We start from the raw sequence: 26,786 nt of genomic DNA on the forward strand, positions 1-26,786 counted from the left end.
TCCCTATCTGTCGTCTGCGGATGACGGAGAGCGGTTGACCACCTGCCCCGGAACGGGCGCCGCCGGATCGAAACCGGCAGCGGCAATCGGGACGGGTGGGGAACATCCCGCGCAAGTCTGCGTTCATCCGCGCTTGCCGCCCATGGTGGGCGGCCGGATCGGAAAGGATGGAACCATGACGAAATTTGCCCAACTCGGCACTGTCTCGGTCCTCGCGCTGGCCCTGGCCGGCCCGGTGGCGGCCCAGACGCTGAGCACGGACCGCGAGCTGAACGACCGCATCTCGGACATCGAGATCGAGACCCAGCGCAACCTGGCCCGGTCGAACGACAGCGTTCGCTATACCTTTGGCACGGGCGAACAGTCGCAGACGGGGTCGCTGTCGATGACCTATAGCGGCGTGACCGGCAACACCGACACGCAGGACTTTGCCGCCGGCGGTCGCTATACCATCCGCAACGGCGACTGGGCCCACAGCATCGGCTTTGCCCTGTCCTATGGCGAGGCCAATGGCGTGAAGAACGAGGAAAGCACGCTGCTGATGTATGACCTGACGCGGGCCTTCTCGGATCGTGTCTATGTTTTCGGCATGGCGCGGCTTGAAACCGACGACTTTGCCTCGACCACCAAGGATGCCTTCGTCGGCTTCGGCCCGGGCTATCGCGTGGTCAATACCGACGACGTGGCATGGCGTCTGCAGGCCGGTGTCGGCGCGCGTTACACCGAACTGTCGGACGGCACTGAGTCGACCGATCCGGCGGCGATCATCTCGTCGCGCCTGTTCTATCGCATCACCGATACGGTGGCGCTGACCAACGACACCGACATCCTGGGTGACGAGACCAACACGCTGGTCACCAACGACCTCGGCGTGAACATCGCGATGTCGGACGCCTGGTCGACCCGTATCGGCTATCGTACCGAGTATGACAGCGATCCGCTGCCGGGCCAGAAGCACACCGACAACGAGCTGAACGTCTCGCTGGTCTACAGCTTCCGCTGATCCGGGCCGCGGACCCGCAAGAAGAATCTTTTCCTGGGGCGGCTGCGGCCGCCCCTTTTTTCAAACCGGGGGAGGAGGGGATGACGATGTCACACCAGCCCGACCAGACGCGGGGCCACGCGGGCAGAAGCGCGCAGGCGCGTCTGATCGATCCCGTCACGGGGAAGACGTTCGGCTATCGTTTCGGCGGGGTGCGGCCCGGCCCGGTCCTGGTCGCGATGGGATCGGATGATCTGGTCGCGCATGTCGCCGCGCGGCTGGGACGGATCCCGTCGCTGCCATGGCTGCGCGGAACGCTGTGCCTGTTGCGCGCCGATCGCGCCAATGCGCGGGCGATCGAATCCACGCTGGCCGATAGCCTGGGCACGGTGGATCGCGTGGTGCATCTGCCGTTTGCCGACGATGCCGGGCCGCGGGCGGTGCGCGAAGCGACCTGGAAGATCCTGCGCGAGGCGGCGGTTCTGGGGATGATCCAGGGCCGGGGCGTGCGCCTGTGCCGACACGGGCAACAACCGCCGTCCCGGTCCTGACCCGTCAGCCGGGGGCCATCATGGCGCGCGCCTCTTCCCGCGCGGCAAGGCCGATCTCGCGCACGCATTCGGCCAGGTCGGCAAGCTGCCCCGCCAGCGGCGAGGTCTTGCGCCACACCATGCCGATGGTCCGTTGCGGGCGCGGCGGGGCCAGCGGGGCCAGCGCGACATCGGCCGCGCGGGTCTCGACCGGCACGGCCATTTCGGGGATCAGTGTCACGCCCATCCCCGCGCCCACCATCTGGACCAGCGTGGCCAGCGATGATCCCTCCATCAGCTCGCGCGGGGCGGGGCCGTTGCGGGCACAGAATTCCAGCGCCTGATCGCGGAAGCAGTGCCCCTCTTCCAGCAGCAAAAGCCGCATCTCGCGCAGGCCTTCGGCGCTGGGGACCGGGCGGTCGGCATCCGCCGCGGGGCGGACCAGAACGAAATCCTCGGTGAACAGCTCTTCCTCGTGCAGGAAGGGTTCCGAGACAGGCAGCGCAAGGATCGCCGCGTCCAGCCGGGCCTCGGCCAGGTCGCGGATCAGGCGGCTGGTCACGGTTTCGCGCGGGCGAATGTCCAGATCCGGCCAGCGCCGGGTCGCGGCGCGAATCAGGCCGGGCAGCAGATAGGGCGCGATGGTGGGAATGACCCCCAGCCGCAGATGGCCCGAAAGCGGCCCGCGCGCGACGCGGCCCAGCGATTCCAGCTCTTGCAGCGCGCGCAGGATGGGGCGGGCGCGGGCCACGAATTCCGCCCCCAGCGCTGTCAGATGCGCCTGCCGCGCGCCGCGTTCGACAAGGCTGGCGCCCATGATCTGTTCCAGCTCCTTGATCTGGGCCGACAGGGCGGGCTGCGAGATGGCGCAATCCTCGGCCGCGCGGCCGAAATGGCCGTGGCGGGCCAGCGCATCGAAATAGCGCAGATGTTTGATGGTCAGCCGAGTCATAGGAAGAACCTATCGGATCGGTTGGAAAATGCAATTTCCAATTATGACGCGCGGCTGTTACACCATGCGCATCGAATTTTGGCGCGGGGCGCGACCGACCGCATTCGCGGCGGCGACCCCCGCCTTGGCAAGACAGGAGAACGACGATGGACGGAAACGACATCCCCAAGGGTGGCGCCGGCGGCGGCAAGTGCCCCGTCATGCACGGGTCGAACACGCGGGCCGGGTCCTCGGTCATGGCGTGGTGGCCGAATGCGCTGAACCTGGACATCCTGCATCAGCAGGACACCAAGTCGAACCCGATGGGGCCCGACTTCAACTATCGCGAGGAGCTGAAGAAGCTGGACGTGGCCGCGCTGAAGGCCGATCTGCACGCGCTGATGACCGACAGCCAGCCCTGGTGGCCGGCGGACTGGGGCCATTACGGCGGGCTGATGATCCGCATGGCCTGGCACGCGGCGGGGTCCTACCGCGCGGCCGATGGCCGGGGCGGCGGCAATACCGGCAACCAGCGCTTCGCGCCGCTGAATTCCTGGCCCGACAACGCCAACCTGGACAAGGCGCGGCGGCTGCTGTGGCCGATCAAGAAGAAATACGGCAACAAGATCAGCTGGGCCGACCTGATGATCCTGGCGGGCACCGTGGCCTATGAATCCATGGGGCTGAAGACCTATGGCTTTGCCTTCGGCCGCGAGGACATCTGGGAGCCGGAAAAGGACGTCTATTGGGGCGCCGAGAAGGAATGGCTGGCGCCGTCGGACAACCGCTATGAGTCCGTGGACAAGCCCGACACGCTGGAAAACCCGCTGGCGGCGGTGCAGATGGGCCTGATCTACGTCAACCCGGAAGGCGTGAACGGCCAGCCCGATCCGCTGAAGACCGCCCAGCAGGTGCGCGAGACCTTTGCCCGCATGGGCATGAACGACGAGGAAACCGTCGCGCTGACCGCGGGCGGCCACACGGTGGGCAAGTGCCACGGCAATGGCGATGCCGCCAATCTGGGCCCCGAGCCCGAGGCCGCCCCGATCGAGGAACAGGGCCTGGGCTGGATCAACCGCAAGACGCGCGGCATCGGGCGCGACACGGTGACCTCGGGGATCGAGGGTGCCTGGACCACGCATCCGACGCGCTGGGACAACGGCTATTTCGAGCTGCTGCTGAACTATGACTGGGAGCTGAAGAAATCGCCCGCCGGCGCATGGCAGTGGGAGCCGGTCAACCTGCCCGAAGAGCTGAAGCCCGTCGATGTCGAGGATCCCTCGATCCGGCACAACCCGATCATGACCGATGCCGACATGGGGCTGAAGGTCGATCCGGTCTATCGCCAGATCGCCGAGCGCTTCTACAAGGACCCGCAGTATTTCTCGGAGGTCTTCGCGCGGGCCTGGTTCAAGTTGACCCACCGCGACATGGGGCCCAAGACGCGCTGGTTCGGGCCGGAAGTGCCGCAGGAGGACCTGATCTGGCAGGACCCGATCCCCGCCGGCAATGCCGATTACGACGTCGAGGCCGTCAAGGCGAAGATCCGCGCGCTGGACATTCCCGGCCACGAGCTGATCGCCACGGCCTGGGATTCGGCGCGCACCTTCCGCCAGTCGGATTACCGCGGCGGCGCCAATGGCGCGCGTATCCGCCTTGCGCCCCAGAAGGACTGGGAGGCCAACGAGCCCGAGCGTCTGGCCCGCGTTCTGGCCGCGCTGGAGCCGATCGCGGCGGAAACCGGCGCCTCGGTCGCCGACGTGATCGTGCTGGCGGGCAATGTCGCGCTGGAAGAGGCGATCCGCAAGGCGGGCTTCGATGTCGAGGTGCCCTTTGCCCCCGGTCGCGGCGATGCGGTGCAGGAGATGACCGACATCGACAGCTTCAACCTGCTGGAGCCGATCGCCGACGGGTTCCGCAACTACATGAAGAAGGACTATGCCTGCAGCCCCGAAGAGCTGATGCTGGACCGCGCCCAGCTGATGGGCCTGACGGGACCCGAGATGACGGTTCTGGTCGGCGGCCTGCGGGTGCTGGGCGCCAATTACGGCGGCCAGAAGCACGGGGTCTTTACCGACCGCGTGGGCGTGCTGACCAACGACTTCTTCGTGACGCTGTGCGACATGAACTATGAATGGGTGCCGACCGGGCGCAACAGCTATGACATCCGCGACCGTGCGACGGGCCAGGTGAAATACACCGCGACCCGGGCGGATCTGGTGTTCGGTTCGAACTCGATCCTGCGGGCCTATGCCGAGCTGTATGCCCAGGACGACAACCGCGAGAAGTTCGTCCGCGACTTCGTCGCCGCCTGGACCAAGGTGATGAACGCGGATCGCTACGACCTGCAGGCCTGACGTTTCCACCACCACTCACGCAGGCGCCGGGCCGGTCCCCAGACGGGGGCCGGCCCTTTTTCACCGCATCCGCAGCAGGCGATAGGCCGCCATGGCCATCCGCCCGAAACGCGGGCCCATGCGTTCAAACGCGTTGACGGGGCCGGGGTCGAAGACGGGCATCATGTGCGAGAAACGTTCGAATCCCGCGCTGCCGTGATAGGCGCCCATGCCCGAGGCGCCGACCCCGCCGAAGGGCAGTTCGTCCTGTGCCAGATGCAGGATCGTGCCGCCGATCGTGACCCCGCCCGCGACCAGCGGCGCCAGATGCGCCCGCGCCGCGCGGGACGATCGGGCAAAGACATAGGCCGCCAGCGGCCGGTCTCGCCCGGCGACGAAGTCCAGCGCCTGCGCGATGTCGTCCACCGGCAGGACGGGCAGGATCGGGCCGAAGATCTCTTCGCGCATCAGGGCGCTGTCGGGGGCTGGGTCGATCACCAGCCGCAGCGCCATGCGCCGTGTCGCGGGATCGTCGCGGCCGATCGTCTGGACCCGCGTGCCGGGCGGCAGGTCGTCCAGCAGTCCCATCAGCCGCGCGTGGTGGCGGTCGCTGATGATCGCGGTGGGGCAGGGGCCGTCGCCCAGGATGTCCCGGGCGCGGCCGTGCAGGGCGTCGGTTAGGGCGGGCAGCATGTCGCGGGGCGCCAGCACATAGTCGGGCGCGACGCAGGTCTGGCCCGCATTGATGATCTTGCCGAACAGGATCGACCGCGCCGCCCGGGCGGGATCGGCATCGGGGGCCAGGATCGCGGGCGACTTGCCGCCCAGCTCCAGCGTCACGGGCGTCAGGTTGGGCGCGGCGGCCTGCGCGACCTTGCGGCCCACGGCGGTCGATCCGGTAAAGACCAGGTGATCGAAGGGCAGCGCGCAGAATCGCGCGGCGAGATCCGGCCCGCCGGTGACGACGGCCAGCTCGTCGGGGGCAAAGCTGTCGGCCACGATGCGCGCCAGAAGGTCCGAAAAGGCCGGGCAGAGTTCCGAGGGCTTGATCAGAACCCGGTTGCCCGCGGCCAGCGCATCCACCGCCGGCCCCAGTGCCAGATACAGCGGATAGTTCCACGGCGCGACCACGCCGACCACGCCCAGCGGGCGCGGCTCGATCCAGGCGCGGGCGGGCTGGAACAGCCACGAAACCGGCCGCCGGCGCGGGCGCATCCAGGATTTCAGCCGGCGCCGCGCGTGGTGGATGGCGTTGAGCAGCGGCGCGATGTCCAGGATGCGCGTGTCGGCCGCCGGGCGGTGCCCGAAATCGCGCCCGATCGCATCGACCAGCGCCTGTTCATGCGTCAGCACCATCGCGCGCAGCCGCGTCAATCGGTCCAGCCGCGTGGCCAGGTCGACGACCGGCCGGGCGCGCGCGGCGGTTCTCATGGCATCGAACAGGCCCTGCAGGCGCACGGAATCGGGCGGTGTCGAGAGATCGTCCATCATGTCTTTCCAGTCCGTGGCGTCAGCATGCCAATGTGACGACCGCCCAGACATACCGTCAAGCGGCGACGGCTCATGCCGTGGGGGCAAGGCGCGTCAGGATGACCCCGGTCACGATCAGCGCCGCGGCCAGTGCCTTGGTCCGGTCCATCCGTTCGCCAAAGGCCAGCCAGCCGATCAGGACGGCAAACAGGATCGAGGTTTCGCGCAGCGCGCCCACCAGCGCGATCGGCGCGCGGGTCATGGCCCAGACCGCGATCGCGTAGGCCCCGAACGACCCCGCCGCGGCCAGCAGTCCCACCGCCCAGCCGCGCCGCCCCGTACGCAGCACCCCGCGCCCCTTCAGCGCCACGATGGCGGGGGTGAAGAAGACGGCCGACAGCACCATCAGCCAGCCGACATAGGCCACCGGCGCGCCCGAGACGCGCGCGCCCAGCCCGTCGGTCAGGGTATAGCCCGCCGTGGCCGCAGCAGCCCCCAGCGCATGGGGCAGCATCCGGCGCGATTCGCCCAGGCGCAGCGCGCCCCGCGCCATGATCGCGATGCCCGCGCCCAGGGTGACGATCCCCGCCACCGACAGGGGCGCCACCCGGTCGGGCAGCAGCGCCAGGCTGACCGCCAGCACGATCAGCGGCGCGGTGCCGCGCGCGATCGGATAGACACGGCTGAGATCGCCCTGTTCCAGCGCATGGGCCAGGAACAGCTGATAGGCCGTATGGATCAGCGCCGAGCCCAGAAGCCACGGCCAGACCTGCGGCGCGGGCAGGGGATGCAGCGCCGCCACGGCCAGCCCGATCGCGGCATGGCCCGTCGTCAGGACGAACATCGCCGTCTGCTTGCTGGGGCCGGCCTTGATCAGCGCGTTCCAGCCGGCATGCAGGAAGGCCGCGGCCAGCACGGCCAGGAATACGGTCAGGGTCATCATCGCGGCGCGTGTCCCGGGGCGGTTGCGTTTCCCATGTCTGGCCCGGATCGCGGCCGGGGAAAAGGGGCGCGAAATGTCAGCATTGACAAGAATGGCCCCCTTGGCGCTGGCCGCGCGCGGCGGTATCACGGCCTTCCCAAGACCGCAGGAGGCCCGCAGTGACCACGACCCTTCCCCAGATCGACCCGGCCCGGACAGAGGCGCGCATCGCCCGCAGCATCGCCGAGGAAATCGGCGCGCGCCCCGAACAGGTCGTGGCGGCGGCGGGGCTTCTGGACGGCGGGGCGACGGTGCCCTTCGTCGCGCGCTATCGCAAGGAGGTGACGGGCGGGCTGGACGACACGCAGCTGCGCCGTCTGGCCGAAAGGCTGGCCTATCTGCGCGAGCTGGAAGCGCGCCGCGCCGCGATCCTCAAATCGGTCGCCGAGCAGGGCAAGCTGACCGACGAGCTGGCCCGCGCCATCGCCGCGGCCCCGTCCAAGGCCGAGCTCGAGGACCTGTATCTGCCCTTCCGGCCCAAGCGACGCACGCGCGCGATGATCGCCCGCGAAAACGGGCTGGAGCCGCTGTTGCGCGCGATCCTGGACGACCGCGCCGCACGGCCCGAGGATCTGGCCCAGGCCTATCTGACCGAGGCCGTCCCGACGGTGCGCGAGGCGCTGTCGGGCGCGCGCGACATCCTGGCCGAGGAGCTGGCCGAGAACGCCGCGCTGCTGGGCGCGATGCGTGATTTCATGCGCCACAACGCCGTGGTCCGCGCCCGCGTGATCGCGGGCAAGGAAGAGGCCGGGGCCAAGTTCTCGGACTATTTCGACCATGCCGAGAAATGGGCGACGATCCCTTCGCACCGGGCGCTGGCCATCCTGCGCGCGGCCAAGGAAGAGATCGTCAGCCTGGAAATCGCCCCCGACGGGGACGAGGGGCTGGCCCGCGCCATCGGCCTGATCGCGGCGCAGATCGGCATTGCGGGCGAGGCGCCCGGCGATCTGTGGCTGCGCGAGGCCGCCGGCTGGACCTGGCGGGTCAAGCTGTCGCTGTCGATGTACATGGACCTGTTGTCCGAGATGCGCGCCCGCGCCCATGAAGAGGCGATCGAGGTCTTTGCCCGCAACCTGCGCGGCGTGCTGCTGGCCGCGCCCGCCGGGCCGCGCCCGGTTCTGGGGCTGGACCCCGGCATCCGCACCGGCGTCAAGGCCGCGGTGGTCGATGCGACGGGCAAGCTGCTGGAAACCGCGACGCTGTATCCGTTCCAGCCGCGCAACGATACGCGCGGCGCGGCGGCCGAGATCGCGCGCATGGTCCGCGCGCACGGGGTCGAGCTGATCGCCATCGGTAACGGCACCGCCAGCCGCGAGACCGAGCGTTTCGTGGCGCAGGTCCTGCGCGACCTGCCCGAGGGTGTGGCGCGGCCGCGCGCCGTGGTCGTGTCCGAGGCCGGGGCGTCCGTCTATTCGGCCTCGGAACTGGCGGCGCAGGAATTCCCCGACCTGGACGTGTCGCTGCGCGGGGCGGTGTCGATCGCCCGCCGCCTGCAGGACCCGCTGGCCGAGCTGGTGAAGATCGAGCCGCGATCCATCGGTGTGGGCCAGTATCAGCACGACGTGGACCAGCGCCGGCTGGCGCAGGCACTGGACGCGGTGGTCGAGGATGCCGTGAACGCCGTGGGCGTGGATCTCAACACCGCCTCGGCACCGCTTCTGGCGCGTGTCTCGGGCGTGGGGCCGTCGCTGGCGCGCGCCATCGTCGCCCATCGCGACGCACACGGCGCCTTCCGGTCGCGCGCGCAGCTGATGGATGTGCCGGGGCTGGGGCCGCGGGCCTTCGAGCAATGCGCGGGCTTTCTGCGCATCCGCGAGGGCGACGAGCCGCTGGACGCCTCGGCCGTCCACCCCGAGGCCTATGAGGTCGCGCGACGCATCGTGGCCGCCTGTGGCCGCGACATCCGCGAAATCATGGGCAATCCGGCCGCGCTGAAGGGTATCCGGGCCGAGGATTTCGTCACCGACCGGTTCGGCCTGCCCACGATCCGCGACATCCTGGCCGAGCTGGAGAAACCCGGCCGCGACCCGCGCCCCAGTTTCCGCACCGCCACCTTTGCCGACGGGGTCGAGGAGATCCGCGACCTGCGCCCGGGCATGGTGCTGGAAGGCACCGTGACCAATGTCGCCGCCTTCGGCGCCTTCGTCGATATCGGCGTGCACCAGGACGGGCTGGTCCATGTCAGCCAGCTGGCCGACCGCTTTGTCCGCGACCCGCACGAGGTGGTCAAGCCGGGCGACATCGTCCGCGTCCGCGTGCTGGAGGTCGATCTGAAGCGCAACCGCATCAGCCTGACGATGCGCAAGGATGGCGGCGCGCAGGATGCGAATCAGCAGAACAGGGGCCAGCCACAGAAGGGCCAGCCGCAGAAGGGCCGACCGGACCGGGGTGGACCGGACAGGGGCGGGCCGGCGAAGGCGGCCCCTCGTGGGTCCCGTCCACAGGCCAGTGACACTCTGTCCAATGGCGCGCTGGCCGATGCGCTGCGCGCGGCGATGCGCAAGGACGGCTGAGCAGGGACACGCCCCTTTGCGCCCCCCGTGGCGGGGCGCGGGTGCAACACGATCCCGGCGGGTATCGGCCCGGCCGGGAATTTCCCTTGCGTCAATCGGCCAACGGGGTGATCCTGTCCGCTTGGATCCCGACGGACTGACCACACCGCGTATTGGTCGATGGCCCTTTTCGCTGGCCTGGACCCTTGCGCCGAAACAGGAAAGGGACAGCGGGAATGAAGGATATCCTTGTTGCGGCCTATGACGGCAGCGCGGCCAGTCGCCGGGCGGTCGATTTCGCGATCCGGCAGGCCGGGCTGATCGACGCTTCGGTCGTGATTGCCCATGTCCTGGAATGGTCGCCCTATTCCTTTCTGACGCCGCAAGAAATCGCCGAGCGCCACAAGCGCCGCGCCGAGGAGCTGGCGCGCGCGCAGAACGCGCTGATCGACCCGCTGCTGAAGGAACTGGGCGATGCGGGCGTTCCGGTTTCGGCCGAGGTCCGCTATGGCCATGTCGCCGAGACGATCTGTCAGATCGCCAAGGAGGCCCGCGCCGGGCAGGTCTTTGTCGGGCGCACGGGGGAATCGCGTCTGGCGCAGCGGCTGTTCGGCTCGGTCGCCGTGACGCTTGCCCAGATCTCGCCGGTCGCCTGCACGATCGTGCCGTAACGGAACATACAGGGAAGTAAGACATGCAACATTCATTCGGGTCCCGTGCCTTGTCCCGTGCCCTGGCCCTTGCCTTTGCGCTGTGTGCCGCCGCCCCGGCCTGGGCCCAGGTCGAGACGCTGGACGACACGATCAACCGGATCTTTGCCGATTCCACCGGCTGGTTCGTCAGCCTGATCTTCTCGAACTTCCCGGGCACGTCCTTTCCGTGGATCGTGGGCTGGCTGGTGGTCGCGGCGACGGTCTTCACGCTGTATTTCGGCTTCATCCAGTTCCGCGTGCTGGGCCATTCGATCGCGCTGGTGCGCGGCGATTATTCGGACCCGCGGGATGCGGGCGAGGTCAGCCATTTCCAGGCACTGGCGACCGCGCTGTCGGGCACGGTGGGCCTCGGCAACATTGCCGGCGTGGCGGTTGCCGTGGGCATCGGGGGGCCGGGCGCGACCTTCTGGATGATCCTGGCGGGTCTTCTGGGCATGGCCTCGAAATTCACCGAATGCACGCTGGGCGTGAAATACCGCAACGAATACGAGGACGGCACGGTTTCGGGCGGGCCGATGTATTACCTGACCAAGGGCTTTGCCGAACGCGGCGTGCCCGGCGGGCGGGTCCTTGCGGTGCTGTTCTCGATCTTCTGCATCTTCGGCGCCTTTGGCGGCGGCAACATGTTCCAGGCCAACCAGGCGCATCAGCAGCTGGCGGGCGTGTTCGGCGATTATCCCGGCTGGATCACGGGGGTCGTCTTTGCCTTCATCGTCTTCATCGTGATCGTGGGCGGCATCAAGTCGATCGCGCGCGTGACCGAAAAGGTCGTGCCCTTCATGGCCATCCTCTATGTCGGCACGGCGCTGGTCATCATCGGAATGAACATCGGCAATATCGGCTGGGCCTTCACCCAGATCTTCCGGGGCGCGTTCACCGACATGGGGATCGCGGGCGGCGCGGTGGGCGCGCTGATCCAGGGCTTCAAGCGGGCCGCGTTTTCGAACGAGGCCGGCGTGGGATCGGCCGCGATCGCCCATTCGGCCGTGCGCACCAAGGAGCCCGTGACCGAAGGCTTCGTGTCGCTGCTGGAGCCCTTCATCGACACGGTGGTAATCTGCACCATGACGGCGCTGGTCATCATCTTTACCGGCCAGCTGGTGATCGACCCCGAAACCGGGCGCTATGTCGTCGATCAGGGCGGCCACATCGTCACGGCGACCGGCGCGACCGGCGTGGGCCTGACCTCGGCGGCCTTTGCCTCGGCCTTTTCGTGGTTCCCGTATCTTCTGGTCGTGGCGGTGGTGCTGTTCGCGTTTTCGACGATGATCTCGTGGTCCTATTACGGGTTGAAGGCCTGGACCTACCTGTTTGGCGAGGGCAAGCAGCAGGAGCTGATCTTCAAGATCCTGTTCTGCCTGTTTGTCATCGTCGGCGCGGCGGCCAATCTGGGGCCGGTGATCGACTTTTCGGACGCGGCGATCTTTGCCATGGCGGTGGTCAACATCATCGGGCTGTATGTCCTGATGCCGATCGTCAAGCGCGAGGTGAACGGCTATCTGTCCCGCCTGCGTTCGGGCGAGATCCGCAAGTTCACCTGACGCGGCAGAGACGCGCGACCCGATCGCGCGACCCGGGCGGGGCCAGTCCCCGCCCGATTTCGTGCCGTGTTTCGTGCCGTGCGCGCGACACGCGCGGGCGGAAAAGCCGCGTCGCGGCCCCGTTTCGCCCTTGACGCCGGCGCGGTTGCCATGCTTCTGACCCGGCCTTGTCCGCCGACCGGGGATGCGCCCTGTCGGCCGGTGCCGCAAGTGATGAAAAGGGGAAGTTCGGGATGATCTCGATTGATGTCTATCGCGACCAATGGTTCGGCAATCTGCGCGCCGACCTGTTGGCGGGTCTGGTCGTGGCGCTGGCCCTGATCCCCGAGGCGATCGCCTTTTCGATCATCGCGGGCGTGGACCCGAAGGTGGGGCTGTATGCCAGCTTTTCCATCGCGGTCATCACGGCCTTTGTCGGCGGGCGGCCGGGCATGATCTCGGCCGCGACGGCGGCGACGGCGGTGCTGATGGTGTCGCTGGTGCGCGATCACGGGCTGGAATACCTGCTGGCCGCGACGATCCTGGCAGGCATCCTGCAGGTGGGCGCGGGGCTTTTGCGGCTGGGCTTCGTGATGCGCTATGTCTCGCGCTCGGTCATGACGGGTTTCGTGAACGCGCTGGCGATCCTGATCTTCATCGCCCAGCTGCCCGAGCTGGACCCCACGCGCGTGCCGCCGCTGACCTATGCGCTGGTCGCGCTGGGGCTGGCGATCATCTATCTGTTCCCGCGCCTGACACGCGCGGTGCCGTCGCCGCTGGTGACGATCATCGTGCTGACCGCGCTGACCCAGCTGACCGGCTGGGAGGTGCGCACCGTCGCCGACATGGGCGCGCTGCCCGATACGCTGCCGGTCTTCCTGTTGCCGGACGTGCCGCTGAACTTCCAGACGCTGGCGATCATCTTCCCCTATTCGGTGGCGGTGGCGGTGGTGGGCCTGCTGGAAAGCCTGATGACCCAGAACATCGTCGATGAACTGACCGACACGCGCAGCGACCGCAACCAGGAATGCGTGGGCCAGGGGGTTGCCAATTTCGCCACCGGCTTCATCGGCGGCATGGCGGGCTGTGCGATGATCGGCCAGTCGATCATCAACGTCAAATCCGGCGGGCGGGGGCGGATGTCCACCTTTGTCGCGGGGGTGGGGCTGCTGGTGCTGGTGGTCTTCCTGGGCGACTGGGTCGGGCGCATCCCGATGCCCGCGCTGGTGGCGATCATGATCATGGTGTCGATCGGCACGTTCTCGTGGTCGTCGATCAAGGCGCTGCGGACCCATCCGCGGTCGTCCTCGATCGTGATGCTGGCCACGGTGGCGGTGGTGGTCTGGAGCCACAACCTGGCGATCGGCGTGCTGGTGGGCGTGCTTCTGTCGGGCATCTTCTTTGCCGCCAAGATCGCCCAGCTGTTCCGCGTGCGCTCGACCGTCTCGGCCGACGGGCGGGTGCGGCACTACGTCGTCGAGGGCCAGCTTTTCTATGCCTCGGTCGAGGATTTCATGAACGCGCTGGACTTCCGCGAAGTGCCCGAACGCGTCATCATCGATGTCAGCAATGCGCATATCTGGGACATCTCCTCGGTCCAGGCGCTGGACATGGCGGTGCTGAAATTCCGCCGCGAGGGCGCCGAGGTCGAGCTGCGCGGCATGAACGAGGCCTCGGCCACACTGGTGGACCGGCTGGCCGTGCATGACAAGCCGGGCGCGATGGATCGCCTGATGGCGCATTGAGGCGAAGGGGCAGGACATGAACGACACAACCAAACGCATCGTCGCGCTGGTCGATGGATCGATCTATTCGGCCAGCGTCTGCGAACACGCGTCATGGCTGGCCGGGCGCACCGGTGCGCCGGTCGAGCTGATCCACGTTCTGGGCCGGCGCGAGGCGCCCGAACAGGCCGACCTGTCGGGCGCGATCCGGCTGGGCGCGCGCAGCGCGCTGATGGAGGAGCTGGCCGAGCTGGACGCGCGCCGCGCGCGGCTGGCGGCCGAACGGGGCCGCGCGATCCTGGACGACGCGCGCGCCATTGTCGAACGGGCGGGCGTGCCCGTCACCGCCCGGCTGCTGCATGGCGATCTGCTGGAAGTCCTGCCCGAGCTGGAGGCGCAGGCGCGCGTCCTGATGATCGGCAAGCGCGGCGAGGCGGCGGATTTCGCGCGGATGCATCTGGGGTCGAACCTGGAACGCATCGTGCGCGCCAGCCACCGCCCCGTTCTGGTGACCGCGCGCGCCTTCCGCCCGATCGAAAAGGTGCTGATCGCCCATGACGGCGGCGCCTCGGCCCGCATCGCGGTCGAGCATGTCGCCAACAGCCCGGCCTTTCGCGGTCTGAAGGCGCATGTCGTCACCGTGGGCCAGCCCGCCGAGCGCGCGCGCAACTGGCTGGAGTCCGCCGAGGCCCGGCTGGCCGGCGCGGGGATCGAGGCCAGCGCCTCGGTCCTGCAGGGCGAGCCCGCGCAGGTTCTGGGCCGTCTGGTCGAGGAGGCGCAGTTCGACATGCTGGTCATGGGGGCCTATGCCCATTCGCGGCTGCGCAGCCTGTTCATCGGCTCGACCACCACCGAGATGATCCGCACCTGCCGCGTTTCGGTCCTGCTGTTCCGCGAATCCGTCAAAGAGTGATCCGAACCGCCCGACGGTCCGTAATCACCGCACCAGAACGGATCAACAGGGAGAGATCACCATGCTTCGCAGAACCTTCATTGCCGCCACCACCGCCCTTGGCATCGTCGGCGCGGCCGGCTGCGTGATGGCCGATGGCCACATGGCGTCCAAGGACATCGTCGATACCGCCGTCGCGGCGGGCAGCTTCAACACGCTGGTTGCCGCCGTTCAGGCCGCGGGGCTGGTCGATACGCTGAAGGGGCCCGGCCCGTTCACCGTCTTTGCGCCCACCGACGAGGCCTTTGCCAAGCTGCCCGAGGGCACGGTCGAGAACCTTCTGAAACCCGAGAACAAGGACACGCTGGTGGCGATCCTGACCTACCACGTCGTGCCGGGCAAGGTGATGTCGGGCGATCTGCAGGACGGCATGAAGGCCGCCACGGTGCAGGGTTCGGACGTCACGATCAGCCTGATGGGCGGCGCCAAGGTGAATGACGCCAACATCGTGCAGGCCGATATCGAGGCCTCGAACGGCGTCATCCATGTCATCGACTCGGTGATCATGCCGCCGATGTGATCGGCGGCGTCGCGGGGCGGACAGGGCCGGGCCGGTGCCGCCACTCACGTTCATCGAACCCGGCTGTGGGCGGCCCGAGGATGTCTCGGGCCGCCTCTTCCGCGTCTGGCGCGAAAGCGTGGCCGTGCTGCGCGATGCACCTGGCCGGGCGGATGCGCGCCAGATGCCGCTTTTCCCGCCAGAGACGCCATGAAGATGCGCCGCAAGGGCAATCTGCCCGTCAAGACCTGCGCGATCTGCGGGCGCCCCTTTGCGTGGCGCCGGAAATGGGCCCGGGTCTGGGACGAGGTGCGGTATTGTTCCGAGCGCTGCCGCGCGCAGCGCCGGTCAGCCGCCCACGATGATGGCCACGATCAGGCAGGCGATCGCGCCCGATGACAGGAACAGGCGCAGGCGCGGATACCAAGGGGGCGCTTCGGCCCGCGAGACGGTGGAAAGCTCGAAGACCAGCAGCCCCGCAAGCGCCACGGCCAGCAGGCCAAGGCCGATGCGCGGTTCCAGCAGCGGGGCGATCAGCCCGATGGTCGGGGGAACGATCCCCACCGCGGCCAGCCGGCCCAGGGACGGCGCCGCATCGGACAGAAGGATCATCGCCCAGCGGGCCCCGGCCATGAAGCCCAGGATCACCGTTCCCCATGCGACAAGCGCCTGCATCGCCAGGAGCCGGTCATAGGACGGGCCCGATACCCACACGATAAGCGTCAGACCGGCAAAGGGCACAAGGCCCAGAAGGCCCAGAAGCGTCGCGGATCGGCCCGCCTGCATCCGCCGGCTCATGCCGCACCCTGTGCCAGCGCCCGTTCGATCAGGGCGCGGGCGCGTTCGTCGGTGGGTTTCAGACGACTTGGCATCCAGGCGATCACGCGCCCGTCCCGGCCGATCAGGTACTTGTTGAAGTTCCAGCGCACGGATTCGCCCGTTTCGGCGCGCGCCCATTGAAAGAACGGATGCGCCCGCGTGCCGCGCACATGGACCGGCGCGGTCATCGGGAAATCGACGCCATAGGTCAGTTCGCAGAATTCCTTGATCTTGCCGGCCTCGTCATATTCCTGCGCGAAATCGTCCGAGGGCACGCCAAGCACCACCAGCCCCCGGGCGCGGTAATCGGTCCAGACCTGGACCAGATCGCGATATTGCGGGGTGAAGCCGCAGAACGACGCGGTGTTGACGACCAGAACCACCTTGCCGCGGAACTGCTCCATCGGCAGGGGGCCGCCCTCGAGCGCCTCGAAGCCGAAATCCCAGGCGGTTTCGGCCCGCGCGGGCATCGCGGTCAGCGCACAGGCCGAGACGATCAACACGATCGTTCCCCGGCGGGTGGTTGCGGCGATTTCGGGCCTGGACATTCGTGGCATGGCGTTTGCTCCCCTTTGTCCGATTTACGCATGGACCGCGCCCGCGGATCAATGCCCCGCCCCTAGACGGTGCGCCCGTCCTGCAGGTCGCGCGACAGCGCATCGGCCTGATCCAGGATCTCGGCCCGGGTCGCGGCATCGGTGCGCGCCCAGTTGGCCATGACCGGCCCCATCCTGCGGTTGTGCGACAGAAGGTCGGCGTGCCGGTCCAGGAAATGCCAGTAAAGCAGGTTGAAGGGGCAGGCGCGCGGCCCGGTGCGCCGGTCCACGCGGTAATGGCAGCCCGCGCAGTAATCCGACATCCGGTCGATATAGCGCCCCGAAGAGATATAGGGTTTGGACGCCACCAGCCCGCCATCGGCGAATTGGCTCATCCCGATCGTGTTCGGGGCCTCGACCCATTCGAAGGCATCGAAATAGACCGACAGGTACCATTCATGCACCTGTGCGGGGTCGATCCCGGCCAGCAGCGCGAAATTGCCCGTCACCATCAGCCGCTGGATATGATGGGCATAGGCCAGGTCGCGGGTCTGGCCGACGACATGGGCCATGCAGTTCATGCGTGTTTCCGCCCCCCAATACAGCGGCGGTAGGTCGCGGTCATGCCCCAGCGCATTGCGGGTGACATAGTCCGGCCCTTCGCGCCACCAGATGCCGCGCACATATTCCCGCCAGCCCAGGATCTGGCGGATGAACCCTTCGGCCGCGTTCAGGGCCACGCGGCCCGCCCGCCATTCGGACTCGGCCCGGCGGCAGACCTCCAGCGGGTCCAGAAGGCCCAGGTTCAGGCAGGGCGACAGAAGCGAATGATACATGAACGGGTTGTCCGCCAGCATCGCGTCCTGAAAGTCGCCGAAATGCGGCAGCGCATGGGTCATGAAATGGTCAAGCAGGATCTGCGCCTGATCCGCGTCGGTGGGCAGGCCAAAGGGCCGCAGGCGCCCGAAATGGTCGCCAAAGCGTGCCTCGACCAGATCCAGTACCTCGTTCACCACCTGATCGGGCGGAAAGTCCGGGGGGCGCGGCGCGAACAGATCGGCGCGCGGGGGCTTGCGGTTTTCGGAATCATAGTTCCAGCGGCCGCCTTCGGGCCGGTCGCCCTGCATCAGGATGCCGGTCTTGCGCCGCATCAGCCGATAGAACCATTCCATCCGCAATTCGCGCCGCCCCGTGGCCCAGGCGTCGAATTCGGCCGGGGTCGCGATGAAGCGGTCGTCCTCGTGCCAGTCCAGCGCCAGCGGCAGATCGTCGATCGCGGCAAACAGGCGCCAGTCGCCAGGTCGCGTGGCAAGGACGGTTTCGGCCCCGTGCTGGCCCGCGCGGCGCATCAGCTCTGCGGGGATCGAGCCTGCATTGTCGGGATCGTCCAGCCGCGTGTAATCGACCCGCCAGCCGGCCGCGCGCAGGCGGGCGGCGAACTTGCGCATCGCGGCAAGGATCAGGGCGATCTTGCGGGGATGGTGGCGAACATGGGTCGCCTCTGCCATGACCTCGGCCATCACGACGCGGTCATGGGCGGGGTCGGCCGCGCGCAGGGCGGCCATGTCGGGGGTCAGCTGATCGCCAAGGACCAGGACCAGCCTTACCACGGGATCTCCTTGCCGGCCCAGTCCAGGAACCGCCCGCTATCGCCCGGGCCAAGCCCGTCCATCACGTCCAGCAGGTTGCGCGCGGCCTGGTCGGGCGTGACCCTGCGGTGGCCGGTGTAATCCGCCGTAAAGGGGGTGGCGACCGTGCCGGGATGCAGCGCGACCAGGCAGGCCTGCCGGTGCGTGCGTGCGATCTCGATCGCGGCGGTGTGGACGATCTGGTTCGCCGCGGCCTTCGAGGCCCGATAGGAATACCACCCGCCCAGCCGGTTGTCGCCGATCGAGCCCACGCGCGCCGTCAGCACGCCCAGGACCGAGCGCGCATCGCGCGGCAGAAGCCGGGGTGCGTGGCGCAAGATCAGCGCCGGGCCGATCGCGTTGACGGCCATGACTTGTGCCATCGCCGGGGCCGAGATCTGCGACAGGGACTTTTCCGGCCGCCCGCCCGGCGGGGCAAGGATGCCGGTGGCGACGATGACGCGCGAGAACGGCCCCGACAGGGCCGACAGGCAGGGATCGACCGTCTCGGGGCGGGTCAGGTCCAGCCCGTCGCGGCGGCGCGACAGGCCGGTCACCTGATAGCCGCGATCGACCAGGGCGCCGGTCAGCGCCGCGCCGATCCCGCCGGAAGCGCCGATGATCAGCGCCCGCGCCATGACCTCAGATCCGCAGGAAGGGCTGGGCCAGCCGCGGGATCAGGCCCGAGAATTTCAGTGGCGCGTCCGTCGCGGCCAGGCAGATACAGGGCTCGTCCGGCCCGGCAACAGGCACATGAGTCAGGTTCTCGTCCGCGACCTCGACATCGCCAACGCCGAAATGGTCCGTCTCGTCCCGGAAGCTGCCCTGCAGGACCAGCGTGGCCTCGAGGCCGCGATGGCTGTGTTCGGGCATGGCCTGGCCGGGCGGGATGAACAGCAGCCGCGCCGAGCCGTCCGGGCCGTCATGGAGGATGCTTTGCCGCACGCCCATTCCCAGCGACCGCCAGCGCGGCTCGGGCGCGCCGATCGCCTCGGCCAGCGGACCGGGATAGATGCCCTGCCGGCGCGGCGCGGGGCGGACATGGTCGGGCGGGGCGTCGTCGAGACGGGCGAACAGCCGTTCGCGCAGGTCGGCCGACAGGGGGGCCGCGTCCACATCCTCGAGCGCGGCACCGGCCAGCACCTCGTGCGTGCCCATCAGGGCGCGGCATTCGTCGCACATCGAGACATGTGTCGCCACGACCAGGGCAAAGGGATGGGCAAGCGCCCCTGCGACATAGTCGCGCATCATCCAGTCGGGGATGTGGTGGCGGATGTCGCTCATGCTTTTCGTAGCTCCTTCAGCTCGTGCCGCAGCCGTTGCAGGCCAAGACGCAGGCGTGACTTGATCGTCCCAAGCGGCAGGCCGGTCTCTTCCTGGATTTCGACATGGGTCATTTCGCCCAGGTAAGCCTTTTCGATCATGTGCCGCTGATCGAGGTTCAGGCGGGCAAGGGCGGCGCGCAGCCGCGCGGCCTCCTGATCCAGCGCCACCGCTTCGGCGGCGTCGTCGGCGTTGCGCTCTTCGCCGACGATCTCTTCGGGTTCGGGACGCGCGCGGCGCCGGAACAGGTCTATCTGGCGGTTGCGCGCAATGCGATAGATCCAGGCCGAGACCTGCGCCCGGCCGGGATCGAAATGGTGCGCCTTGTGCCAGATCGTCAACATCACGTCCTGCACGATATCCTCGGCTTCGGCCGCCGAGGCGCCGCCCCGCATGGCGACGGCCTTCAGCCGCGGACCGTAATGGTCGAACAGCCTTGCAAAGGCCGTGCGGTCCCGGCGATCGCGCACCGCGATCATCCATTCGGTCTGGGGGCAGGGTTTTTCCGTGCCCGAGGTGTCGTCCATGTCGTTCCCATCTGCCTGTGGCTTGCGCCAGGGCGAATGCCCGGGCCGGCCGGCACGCCTTTCGACGCGGTTCGGAAACACTGTGTCAGGCTGGGCGATCTGGTTCAACATGCCACGAATACGCGGCCGCGATCCGGGCGGATCACCTTTGGGCGAAAAAACCTGTCGGGGAAGTTTCGCGCACGGGATCCGCGGAATGATTGCGCGGAATGATCCGGCCGGCATCGTCCGGCGTATCCCTGTGACAAGAACAAGGGACAAGGGAACGGATCACATGTCATTCGATGCAGCTTTCGTTCAACGCAGGCGCGTGGCCGTCATCGGCGCGGGCGTATCGGGCCTGGCGGCGGCCTATCATCTGGCCGACGACCATGACGTAACGCTGTTCGAGGCCGAACCGCGCCTGGGCGGCCATGCACGCACGGTGATGGCGGGGCGCCGGGGCGATCAGCCGGTCGATACCGGGTTCATCGTCTTCAACCACGCCAATTACCCCAATCTGACGGCGATGTTCGATGCGCTCTCGGTGCCCGTGCAGGAAAGCTGCATGAGCTTTGGCGCCACGATCGACGATGGCAAGGTCGAGTATCGCCTGCACGATCTGGCCGGGCTGGTGGCGCAGAAACGCAACCTGATGCGCCCCGGCTATCTGCGGATGCTGCGCGACATCATGCGGTTCCACGCCCATGCCGAGCGCGCGGCGCGGGACGATACCATGACGCTGGCCGACCTGGTCGAGACGCTGCGGCTGGGCCGGTGGTTCCGCGACTATTACATGCTGCCGATCTGCGGGGCGATCTGGTCCACGCCGCCGGGCCAGGTCGGGCGCTTTCCGGCGCGGGCGTTGGTCGATTTCTTTCGCAATCATGGCCTGCTGGGCATCACGGGCCAGCATCAATGGTACACGGTCCGGGGCGGCAGCCGCGAATATGTCCGCCGGGTCGAGGCCCATCTGGCCGCGCGGGGCGCGACCATCCGCGCGGGCTGTCCGGTGGACGCGATCGTGCGGGACGAAGCCGGCGTGACCATCCATGCCCAGGGGGCCGAGGCGCGTTTCGACGCGGTGATCCTGGCCGTTCACAGCGACGTGGCTTTGCGGATGCTGCATTCGCCCAGCCCCGAGGAACGCGCGATCCTTTCGGCCGTGCGCTATCAGGACAACCGCGTGGTGCTGCATTCCGACACCGACCAGATGCCGCGGCGTCGGCGCGCCTGGGCCTCGTGGGTCTATCGCGCAAAAACCGGAGAGGACGCGCCCCATATCAATGTCACCTACTGGATGAACCGGTTGCAGAACATTCCCGACGATGACCCGCTGTTCGTCTCGCTGAACCCCGAGCGCGAGATCCCCGAACACCTGGTCCACGACGACACGGTCTTTCGCCACCCGGTCTTTGACCAGGCGGCATTCGCGGCGCAGGCGCGGATCGGCGGGATCCAGGGCCGCAACCGCACATGGTTCGCGGGCGCCTGGACCGGCTATGGCTTTCACGAGGACGGGTTCACCAGCGGCCTGAACGCCGCCCGCGCGATCCGGGACCAACGGTCGGAGGCCGTCGCGGCATGACCAACTGGCCCGAAATCGTCGCCGGCCAGACCACCCATGCGCGGCGCGGGGCGATCGCCCATGCCTTTCGCCACCGGGTCGATTACGTGCTGATCGATCCCGACGCGACGGCGGGGCCCGCGCTGTTCTCGCGCAACCGGTTCAATCTGGCGACGGTGCGGGACCGCGATCACGGCGGGCCAAAGGATCCTCGGCGCGGCGCCGAATGGGCGCGCGCGGTGCTGGAGGCGCGCGGCGTCAGGGTCGCGCCGGGCGATCTGCGCCTGCTGACGCAGCCGCGTTTCCTGAACCTTGTCTTCAACCCCGTCAGCTTCTGGCTGGCCTTTCGGGACGGCGCGCTGATCGCCGCGATCGCCGAGGTCAACAACACCTTCGGCGACCGCCACAGCTATTTCATCGCCCGTCCCGATCTGCGGCCGATCCGGCCCACCGACCGGCTGCGGGCCGAAAAGGTCCTGCATGTCTCGCCGTTCCAGCGCGTGGCGGGCGGCTACGAATTCGCCTTTGACATCCGCGACGACCGGATCGGCATCCGCATCCTGTTTGCCGATGGCAGGGACGGGCTGATCGCGACGCTGTCCGGCCCGCGCCGTCCGATGACGAATGCGCGCCTGTTGCGCGCGGCGCTGGCCCGGCCCGGCGGCGGCTGGCGGACGCTGGCGCTGATCCATTGGCAGGCGCTGTTCCTGTTTCTCAAGCGCGCGCCCTTCCGGTCGCGCCCGCCCGCGCCCGAAGGGGACGTGTCGTGACCGCGCCCGCGACATCGCCCGCGGAATCGCCTGTCGCGCGTGGCGGGGCGGTCGATCCGGCCACGGGCGCGCGGGTCGCGGTCTTTGGCGCGATGCTGGCCACGGCCGGGTTGCCGCTTTACATCCATCTGCCGGTTTATGCCGGGCAGGTCCTGGGCCTGCCCCTGGCGACCCTGGGTGTCGTGCTGATGGCGATGCGGCTGTTCGATCTGGCGCAGGACCCGTTTCTGGGCCGGCTCACCGATCGGCTTGCCCTGTCGGGGGCGACATTGGCGCGGCTTTCCGCGCTGGGACTGGCGGCGGGGTTCCTGATGCTGTTTGTGGCGCCGATGCCCGGCCTTGCCTGGCTGGTTGCCGCGCTGATGCTGCTGTTCACGGCCTTCAGCCTTGCGACGATCCTGCTGTATGGCCGGGGCGTGGCGATCGGAGGCGGGCGGCACGGGCAGCTTGCGCTGGCCGGCTGGCGCGAGGCCGGGATCATCGCGGGCATCGTTCTGGCCGCGGCGCTGCCCGATCTTCTGGGCCGCGCCGTGCCGGGGGCAGGCGCCTGGCGCGTCTTCGGGGTGGTGCTGGCGGCTCTGTGCCTGGTCGCGCTGGCCGTATCGCGTGGGCTGTGGTCGGGGCCGGTCGCACCAGCCGCGCCGCTGACGCGCGCGGCGCTGAGCCGATCGGGCGCGGGCGGGCTGATCGCGCTGGCCTTCGTCAACGCGCTGCCGGTGGCCTTTACCTCGACGCTGTTCCTGTTCTTCGTGGGCGATTATCTGCGCCTGCCCGGCATGGCGGGGGTCTTCCTGATCCTGTTCTTCGTGGCCGCGGGCCTGTCGGCGCCGCTGTGGTCGCGGCTGGCCCGCCGGGCCGGCGCGCGGCCGACGCTGATCGCGGGGATGGCGCTGGCCGTGGCGGCCTTTGTCTTTGCGGGCGTCCTGCAGCCCGGCGACGCTGTGGCCTTTGCGGCGATCTCGGCGGCGTCGGGTGCGGCACTGGGGGCGGATATGGTGATCCTGCCGGCGCTGTTCTCGGCCGCGCTGGCCCGCGCGGGGCTTGCGCCGGGATTGGCCTTTGGCCTGTGGAGCCTTGCGGGCAAGGCGGCGCTGGGGCTGGCGGCGGGCGTCGCGCTGCCCCTGCTGCAGATCGCGGGATTCGAGCCGGGCGGAGACAGCCCGGCCCGGGCGATGGGTGCCCTGCTGATCCTGTATGCCGGACTGCCCTGCATCCTGAAACTTGGCGTGATCCTGTGGGTCGCGCGTCACCCCCTGGACGGAGAAAGCGCATGAAAACGCTGCTTGTTCTGGCCCTTCTTGCACTGGCGCTGATCGCCGTGCAGCGGGGCTTTCTTTCCTTCTCGGCGCAAAGCGTCACGGATTATGCAGATACCGGGCCGCCGATGGACATCCGGCGCGTGCTTTCGGGGCCGATGATCTCCGAAGGCGTGATCTTTGGCCCCACGGGGCGGGTGACCACCCGCTTCGTCGCCCGGATGGAGGGCAGCTGGACCGGCAATTCCGGCACGCTGAGCGAACATTTCATCTATGACAACGGCACCGACCAGCGCCGCCTGTGGCATCTGAAGGTGAACGGCGATGGCAGTTTCGTCGCCACGGCCGATGACATCATCGGCACGGGCCGGGGCGAACAGGCGGGCGCCGTGGCCCATCTGACCTATCGCATCCGCCTGCCCGAAAGCGCGGGCGGGCATGTTCTGGACGTCACCGATTGGCTGTACCTGATGGACAACGGCACGGTGATGAACCGGTCCGAGATGCGCAAGTTCGGCATCAGGGTCGCCGAGCTGATCGCCACGATGCGCCCCGATACCGAGGCGCGCATGTCCCCGGCCCCTGTCGGGACCGAGGCGATGGAGCCCGCGCAATGAGCCGCATCGCCGGGCGGGAATTCTGGATCATCGGCGCCAGCGAGGGCCTTGGCCGGGCGCTGGCGCGCGGGATCGTGGCGCGGGGCGGGCGGGTCGTCCTGTCGGCGCGCAGTGCCGGGCGCCTTCAGGATCTGGCCGCCGAGCTGGCCCCGCGGGCGCGGGTCGTGACGCTGGACGTGACCGACGACGATTCGGCCGATCGGGCCGTGCGCGAGGCCGGCAGCACGGACGGCGTGATCTATTCCGCCGGCCGCTATGAGCCGATGCGCGCGCGGGACTGGGACGCGGCCGAATCCGTCGCCATGGCCCAGGTCAACTTCGTCGGCGCGCTGCGCGTCCTGGGCCGGGTCGTGCCCGAAATGGCGCGGCGCGGGCGGGGGCAGGTGATGATCGTCGGGTCGCTTTCGGCCCATCGCGGCCTGCCCGGGGCGATCGGCTATGGCGCGTCGAAGGCGGCGCTGCTGTCGCTGGCCCAGACGATGCGGGCCGATCTGGCGGGAACGGGTGTGACCGTGCAGATCGCCAATCCCGGCTTCATCCGCACCCGCCTGACCGAAAAGAACGATTTCGACATGCCCAGCCTGATGGACCCCGAAGACGCCGCCGCGCGCATCCTGGACCAGATCGAAAGCGGCCGGTTCGAGACGAACTTCCCCAGGCCCTTTGCGCTGCTTTTCACGCTGGGCCGGTTCCTGCCGCTGTCCTGGTTCCACCGGATATTCCGGCGCGCTCAGAAGGATTGACGCAGGACCCCGGCCGGGTCCAGCCGCCCGACCGGCGTGTCCACCGCGTAGGGGTTGTAGTTGAACCAGAACCGTTCGGCGCCCGTGTCGCGGATGCGCACGCCTTCGGGCAGGGGCAGGCGGGTCAGCCCGGCCTGATCCGCCAGCATCGTCACCAGCCGGTCCAGCGCCGCGCCATCGCCCCAGCCGGCCATGTAGGTGACATTGCCCGCGCGCATCGCGGCGGGCGCGCCATCGGCCAGCGTCAGGACCGGCGTCGCGCCGCCCTCGATTTCCTCGCGGTAGAGCCGGATCTGGCCGCCGCCCTGCAGCGGCATCTCCATCCCCGGCGCAAGGCTTTCCACGCGCGAGACGGTGACATCCAGCCCCGGAAAGGCCGGCGGCAGCGGCACGGGAATGCGCATGGACGCATCCCGCGCCCCGCTGCGCGGCCCGATCAGCACCTGCGCGCCACTTTCGGCCAGCGCGGTCTTCAGATCGTCGGGCATGTGCATCAGGCCCGGCGCCACGACCAGCCTGCGGCCCGAGAAGTCGCGGCAATCCGGCCCCACGATGTCGATCGACAGGCCCGCCCGGCGCAGCGCCCGGTAATGGTCGAAGACCAGCGCGAAATAGCTGGCCCCGCGGGCATGGGGCTGGATCGCCCAGGCCCAGTCGGCGTCATAGTCGAAGATCAGCGCGACCGGGGCGGGGGCGGCATGGACCCGGGGCGCGTCGGCCAGCTCGGCCGCGACGCGGGCGGCCTCGTCCAGCGCGGGGGCCGGGGCGCTGTCGGGGCGCAAAAGGCCCGCATGCATCTGTTCCTGCGCGAAGGGCGCCTGGCGCCAGCGGAAATAGCACACGGCCTCGGCCCCGTGGGCGAAGGCCTCCCATGTCCACAGCCGGACCATGCCGGGCAGGGGAGCGGGGTTGTAGGGGGCCCAGTTCACCGGCCCGGGCTGCTGTTCCATGATCCACCACCGGCCGCGGCCGACGGCGCGGTACAGGTCGTGGTGAAAGGCCTGGAAGTCGGGATCGCCCTGCCGGGCAAAGCGGCGCTTCCAGTCGGCATCGACCTCGAGCCGGTCCTCGAGAAAGCCCAGCGGGTAGCTGTCCCAGCTGGCGATGTCCAGATCGGCGCCGACCCTGAAATGGTCGAAATCGGTCACCCGGCCCATGTAGTTGTGCGCGATGGGGCGGTCCGAGAAGGCGCGGATGATTTCGGCCTGGGCGCGGTTGAAGGCCACGACCTGGTCCGAGGAGAAGCGCCGGAAATCCAGCACATGCGAAGGGTTGGGTTCGGTCACGGTCAGGTTCGGCAGGCCGATCTGGTCGAAATCGTGATACTCCATCGACCAGAAGACATTGCCCCAGGCCGCGTTCAGAGCGGCGATCGTGCCGTAGCGCGCGCGCAGCCAGTCGCGGAAGGCATGGCGCGCGGCATCGGAATAGCTGACCACCGTGTCGTGGCAGCCATATTCGTTGTCGGTCTGCCAGGCGGCGACATGCGGATGCTGGCCATAGCGCTGTGCAAGCAGCCGCACGATGCGGCGGCATTCGTGCAGATAGCCGCGATGGCTGAAGCAGTAATGGCGGCGCGAGCCGAAGCCGCGCGGGCGGCCCTGGGCGTCCAGCGCCAGCATGTCGGGGTGACGTTCCAGCATCCAGCGCGGCGGCGTGGCAGTGGGAGTGCCCAGCACGACCTTCAGCCCGTGGCGGCCAAGCGTGGCGATGGCCCGGTCCAGCCAGTCCCAGTTCAGCCGTCCTGGCTCGGGCTCTATGCGGCTCCAGGCGAATTCGCCGATGCGCACCCAGGTCAGGCCCGCCTGCGCCATGCGCGCGGCGTCCTCCTCCCAGGTCTCCTCGGGCCAATGTTCGGGGTAATAGCAGACGCCAAGCGTGCGTTTCATT

At 68.7% G+C, this 26,786-nt stretch carries 26 protein-coding genes; 16 read left to right on the forward strand and 10 right to left on the reverse strand.

The genetic code is table 11. The features are described from left to right. The first annotated feature begins 175 nt into the window (after positions 1-175). Together LV82_RS07345 and LV82_RS07350 are read left to right on the forward strand one after the other, a co-directional pair. On the forward strand, positions 176-1,003 hold the full coding sequence (locus tag LV82_RS07345) for a DUF481 domain-containing protein (protein WP_170063376.1): 828 nt from the start codon (positions 176-178) through the stop codon (positions 1,001-1,003). Positions 1,004-1,083: 80 nt separating this feature from the next. Then, positions 1,084-1,533 (forward strand): hypothetical protein, encoded by a 450-nt coding sequence (locus tag LV82_RS07350; protein WP_104070388.1) that lies wholly within the window; start codon positions 1,084-1,086, stop codon positions 1,531-1,533. Between the two features lie 4 nt (positions 1,534-1,537). On the opposite strand, the gene LV82_RS07355 is transcribed toward LV82_RS07350, so the two are convergent. After that, positions 1,538-2,464 (reverse strand): hydrogen peroxide-inducible genes activator, encoded by a 927-nt coding sequence (locus LV82_RS07355; RefSeq protein WP_104070390.1) that lies wholly within the window; start codon positions 2,462-2,464, stop codon positions 1,538-1,540. Positions 2,465-2,610: 146 nt separating this feature from the next. Between LV82_RS07355 and katG the strand changes: the two genes are divergently transcribed. Then, on the forward strand, positions 2,611-4,800 hold the full coding sequence (gene katG, locus LV82_RS07360) for a catalase/peroxidase HPI (RefSeq protein ID WP_104070392.1): 2,190 nt from the start codon (positions 2,611-2,613) through the stop codon (positions 4,798-4,800). Between the two features lie 60 nt (positions 4,801-4,860). On the opposite strand, the gene LV82_RS07365 is transcribed toward katG, so the two are convergent. Both LV82_RS07365 and LV82_RS07370 read right to left on the reverse strand, forming a co-directional pair. After that, positions 4,861-6,267: an aldehyde dehydrogenase family protein gene (locus tag LV82_RS07365; protein ID WP_211289176.1), complete on the reverse strand. Its 1,407-nt coding sequence runs from the start codon at positions 6,265-6,267 to the stop codon at positions 4,861-4,863. Positions 6,268-6,340: 73 nt separating this feature from the next. Beyond that, positions 6,341-7,189, reverse strand: coding sequence for an EamA family transporter (locus LV82_RS07370; RefSeq protein ID WP_104070792.1), 849 nt, complete (start codon positions 7,187-7,189; stop codon positions 6,341-6,343). A gap of 161 nt (positions 7,190-7,350) precedes the next feature. Here LV82_RS07370 and LV82_RS07375 point away from each other — a divergent pair, with 161 nt between their 5' ends. The 8 genes from LV82_RS07375 (at position 7,351) to LV82_RS07405 (ending at position 15,530) form a co-directional block, all read left to right on the forward strand. After that, positions 7,351-9,744 (forward strand): Tex family protein, encoded by a 2,394-nt coding sequence (locus tag LV82_RS07375; protein ID WP_170063377.1) that lies wholly within the window; start codon positions 7,351-7,353, stop codon positions 9,742-9,744. 215 nt (positions 9,745-9,959) lie between these two features. Further along, a complete protein-coding gene (locus LV82_RS07380; RefSeq protein ID WP_104070394.1) occupies positions 9,960-10,394 on the forward strand; it encodes a universal stress protein in 435 nt (144 codons plus the stop codon). A 23-nt stretch (positions 10,395-10,417) separates the two neighbouring features. Beyond that, positions 10,418-11,977 (forward strand): alanine/glycine:cation symporter family protein, encoded by a 1,560-nt coding sequence (locus LV82_RS07385; protein ID WP_104070395.1) that lies wholly within the window; start codon positions 10,418-10,420, stop codon positions 11,975-11,977. Positions 11,978-12,210: 233 nt separating this feature from the next. Continuing rightward, complete coding sequence (locus LV82_RS07390; RefSeq protein ID WP_104070796.1) at positions 12,211-13,701, forward strand: SulP family inorganic anion transporter; 1,491 nt, start codon at positions 12,211-12,213, stop codon at positions 13,699-13,701. Positions 13,702-13,717: 16 nt separating this feature from the next. Next, positions 13,718-14,593: a universal stress protein gene (locus LV82_RS07395; RefSeq protein ID WP_104070397.1), complete on the forward strand. Its 876-nt coding sequence runs from the start codon at positions 13,718-13,720 to the stop codon at positions 14,591-14,593. Positions 14,594-14,654: 61 nt separating this feature from the next. Continuing rightward, entirely contained in the window at positions 14,655-15,152 is a 498-nt protein-coding gene (locus LV82_RS07400) for a fasciclin domain-containing protein (RefSeq protein ID WP_104070399.1), read from the forward strand. A gap of 34 nt (positions 15,153-15,186) precedes the next feature. Next, positions 15,187-15,345, forward strand: coding sequence for a hypothetical protein (locus LV82_RS14885; RefSeq protein ID WP_170063378.1), 159 nt, complete (start codon positions 15,187-15,189; stop codon positions 15,343-15,345). A 2-nt stretch (positions 15,346-15,347) separates the two neighbouring features. Then, complete coding sequence (locus LV82_RS07405; protein ID WP_211289187.1) at positions 15,348-15,530, forward strand: DUF2256 domain-containing protein; 183 nt, start codon at positions 15,348-15,350, stop codon at positions 15,528-15,530. On the opposite strand, the gene LV82_RS07410 is transcribed toward LV82_RS07405, so the two are convergent. From LV82_RS07410 to LV82_RS07435, 6 genes are all read right to left on the reverse strand, one after another. After that, a complete protein-coding gene (locus tag LV82_RS07410; protein WP_170063379.1) occupies positions 15,480-15,929 on the reverse strand; it encodes a DUF3429 domain-containing protein in 450 nt (149 codons plus the stop codon). The genes LV82_RS07405 and LV82_RS07410 overlap by 51 nt on opposite strands. Further along, complete coding sequence (locus LV82_RS07415; RefSeq protein ID WP_211289177.1) at positions 15,926-16,507, reverse strand: glutathione peroxidase; 582 nt, start codon at positions 16,505-16,507, stop codon at positions 15,926-15,928. Before LV82_RS07415 ends, LV82_RS07410 begins: the two co-directional genes overlap by 4 nt. Before the next feature lie 62 nt (positions 16,508-16,569). Then, positions 16,570-18,096 (reverse strand): cryptochrome/photolyase family protein, encoded by a 1,527-nt coding sequence (locus tag LV82_RS07420; RefSeq protein ID WP_104070406.1) that lies wholly within the window; start codon positions 18,094-18,096, stop codon positions 16,570-16,572. Beyond that, positions 18,090-18,752 carry an SDR family NAD(P)-dependent oxidoreductase gene (locus LV82_RS07425; RefSeq protein WP_104070408.1) on the reverse strand — a complete coding sequence of 221 codons (663 nt, stop codon included), beginning with the start codon at positions 18,750-18,752 and terminating at the stop codon, positions 18,090-18,092. The genes LV82_RS07420 and LV82_RS07425 overlap by 7 nt, the downstream gene beginning before the upstream one ends. A 4-nt stretch (positions 18,753-18,756) precedes the next feature. Then, positions 18,757-19,398: a ChrR family anti-sigma-E factor gene (locus LV82_RS07430; protein WP_104070410.1), complete on the reverse strand. Its 642-nt coding sequence runs from the start codon at positions 19,396-19,398 to the stop codon at positions 18,757-18,759. After that, a complete protein-coding gene (locus LV82_RS07435) occupies positions 19,395-19,964 on the reverse strand; it encodes a sigma-70 family RNA polymerase sigma factor (protein ID WP_245873108.1) in 570 nt (189 codons plus the stop codon). Before LV82_RS07435 ends, LV82_RS07430 begins: the two co-directional genes overlap by 4 nt. Before the next feature lie 274 nt (positions 19,965-20,238). Here LV82_RS07435 and LV82_RS07440 point away from each other — a divergent pair, with 274 nt between their 5' ends. The 5 genes from LV82_RS07440 to LV82_RS07460 are packed head-to-tail and all read left to right on the forward strand — an operon-like array spanning position 20,239 to position 24,896. Beyond that, positions 20,239-21,531, forward strand: a complete 1,293-nt coding sequence (locus LV82_RS07440; protein ID WP_104070800.1) for an NAD(P)/FAD-dependent oxidoreductase — start codon at positions 20,239-20,241, stop codon at positions 21,529-21,531. Then, positions 21,528-22,280 carry a DUF1365 domain-containing protein gene (locus tag LV82_RS07445; RefSeq protein ID WP_104070412.1) on the forward strand — a complete coding sequence of 251 codons (753 nt, stop codon included), beginning with the start codon at positions 21,528-21,530 and terminating at the stop codon, positions 22,278-22,280. Before LV82_RS07440 ends, LV82_RS07445 begins: the two co-directional genes overlap by 4 nt. Next, a complete protein-coding gene (locus tag LV82_RS07450) occupies positions 22,277-23,554 on the forward strand; it encodes an MFS transporter (protein ID WP_245873109.1) in 1,278 nt (425 codons plus the stop codon). The genes LV82_RS07445 and LV82_RS07450 overlap by 4 nt, the downstream gene beginning before the upstream one ends. Then, positions 23,551-24,153 (forward strand): DUF3833 domain-containing protein, encoded by a 603-nt coding sequence (locus LV82_RS07455; protein WP_104070414.1) that lies wholly within the window; start codon positions 23,551-23,553, stop codon positions 24,151-24,153. Before LV82_RS07450 ends, LV82_RS07455 begins: the two co-directional genes overlap by 4 nt. Continuing rightward, positions 24,150-24,896: an SDR family NAD(P)-dependent oxidoreductase gene (locus LV82_RS07460; RefSeq protein WP_104070415.1), complete on the forward strand. Its 747-nt coding sequence runs from the start codon at positions 24,150-24,152 to the stop codon at positions 24,894-24,896. Before LV82_RS07455 ends, LV82_RS07460 begins: the two co-directional genes overlap by 4 nt. Here LV82_RS07460 and LV82_RS07465 read toward each other — a convergent pair. Further along, a complete protein-coding gene (locus tag LV82_RS07465; protein WP_104070417.1) occupies positions 24,884-26,785 on the reverse strand; it encodes a beta-galactosidase in 1,902 nt (633 codons plus the stop codon). The genes LV82_RS07460 and LV82_RS07465 overlap by 13 nt on opposite strands. Position 26,786 lies beyond the last annotated feature (1 nt).

Origin of the sequence: Albidovulum inexpectatum, from assembly GCF_002927635.1 — a bacterium.
In the GTDB taxonomy this organism is placed as follows: domain Bacteria; phylum Pseudomonadota; class Alphaproteobacteria; order Rhodobacterales; family Rhodobacteraceae; genus Albidovulum; species Albidovulum inexpectatum.

Excerpts from the sequence above, each read along its gene's own strand:
- LV82_RS07355 (WP_104070390.1), bottom strand. The coding sequence starts at position 2,464 with ATGACTCGGCTGACCATCAAACATCTGCGCTATTTCGATGCGCTGGCC.
- LV82_RS07415 (WP_211289177.1), bottom strand. The coding sequence starts at position 16,507 with ATGCCACGAATGTCCAGGCCCGAAATCGCCGCAACCACCCGCCGGGGA.
- katG (WP_104070392.1), top strand. The coding sequence starts at position 2,611 with ATGGACGGAAACGACATCCCCAAGGGTGGCGCCGGCGGCGGCAAGTGC.
- LV82_RS07455 (WP_104070414.1), top strand. The coding sequence starts at position 23,551 with ATGAAAACGCTGCTTGTTCTGGCCCTTCTTGCACTGGCGCTGATCGCC.
- LV82_RS07440 (WP_104070800.1), top strand. The coding sequence starts at position 20,239 with ATGTCATTCGATGCAGCTTTCGTTCAACGCAGGCGCGTGGCCGTCATC.
- LV82_RS07435 (WP_245873108.1), bottom strand. The coding sequence starts at position 19,964 with ATGGACGACACCTCGGGCACGGAAAAACCCTGCCCCCAGACCGAATGG.
- LV82_RS07405 (WP_211289187.1), top strand. The coding sequence starts at position 15,348 with ATGCGCCGCAAGGGCAATCTGCCCGTCAAGACCTGCGCGATCTGCGGG.
- LV82_RS07460 (WP_104070415.1), top strand. The coding sequence starts at position 24,150 with ATGAGCCGCATCGCCGGGCGGGAATTCTGGATCATCGGCGCCAGCGAG.
- LV82_RS07350 (WP_104070388.1), top strand. The coding sequence starts at position 1,084 with ATGACGATGTCACACCAGCCCGACCAGACGCGGGGCCACGCGGGCAGA.
- LV82_RS07445 (WP_104070412.1), top strand. The coding sequence starts at position 21,528 with ATGACCAACTGGCCCGAAATCGTCGCCGGCCAGACCACCCATGCGCGG.
- LV82_RS07400 (WP_104070399.1), top strand. The coding sequence starts at position 14,655 with ATGCTTCGCAGAACCTTCATTGCCGCCACCACCGCCCTTGGCATCGTC.
- LV82_RS07380 (WP_104070394.1), top strand. The coding sequence starts at position 9,960 with ATGAAGGATATCCTTGTTGCGGCCTATGACGGCAGCGCGGCCAGTCGC.
- LV82_RS07425 (WP_104070408.1), bottom strand. The coding sequence starts at position 18,752 with ATGGCGCGGGCGCTGATCATCGGCGCTTCCGGCGGGATCGGCGCGGCG.
- LV82_RS07410 (WP_170063379.1), bottom strand. The coding sequence starts at position 15,929 with ATGAGCCGGCGGATGCAGGCGGGCCGATCCGCGACGCTTCTGGGCCTT.
- LV82_RS07365 (WP_211289176.1), bottom strand. The coding sequence starts at position 6,267 with ATGGACGATCTCTCGACACCGCCCGATTCCGTGCGCCTGCAGGGCCTG.
- LV82_RS07390 (WP_104070796.1), top strand. The coding sequence starts at position 12,211 with ATGATCTCGATTGATGTCTATCGCGACCAATGGTTCGGCAATCTGCGC.
- LV82_RS07395 (WP_104070397.1), top strand. The coding sequence starts at position 13,718 with ATGAACGACACAACCAAACGCATCGTCGCGCTGGTCGATGGATCGATC.
- LV82_RS07385 (WP_104070395.1), top strand. The coding sequence starts at position 10,418 with ATGCAACATTCATTCGGGTCCCGTGCCTTGTCCCGTGCCCTGGCCCTT.
- LV82_RS07345 (WP_170063376.1), top strand. The coding sequence starts at position 176 with ATGACGAAATTTGCCCAACTCGGCACTGTCTCGGTCCTCGCGCTGGCC.
- LV82_RS07430 (WP_104070410.1), bottom strand. The coding sequence starts at position 19,398 with ATGAGCGACATCCGCCACCACATCCCCGACTGGATGATGCGCGACTAT.
- LV82_RS07465 (WP_104070417.1), bottom strand. The coding sequence starts at position 26,785 with ATGAAACGCACGCTTGGCGTCTGCTATTACCCCGAACATTGGCCCGAG.
- LV82_RS07370 (WP_104070792.1), bottom strand. The coding sequence starts at position 7,189 with ATGACCCTGACCGTATTCCTGGCCGTGCTGGCCGCGGCCTTCCTGCAT.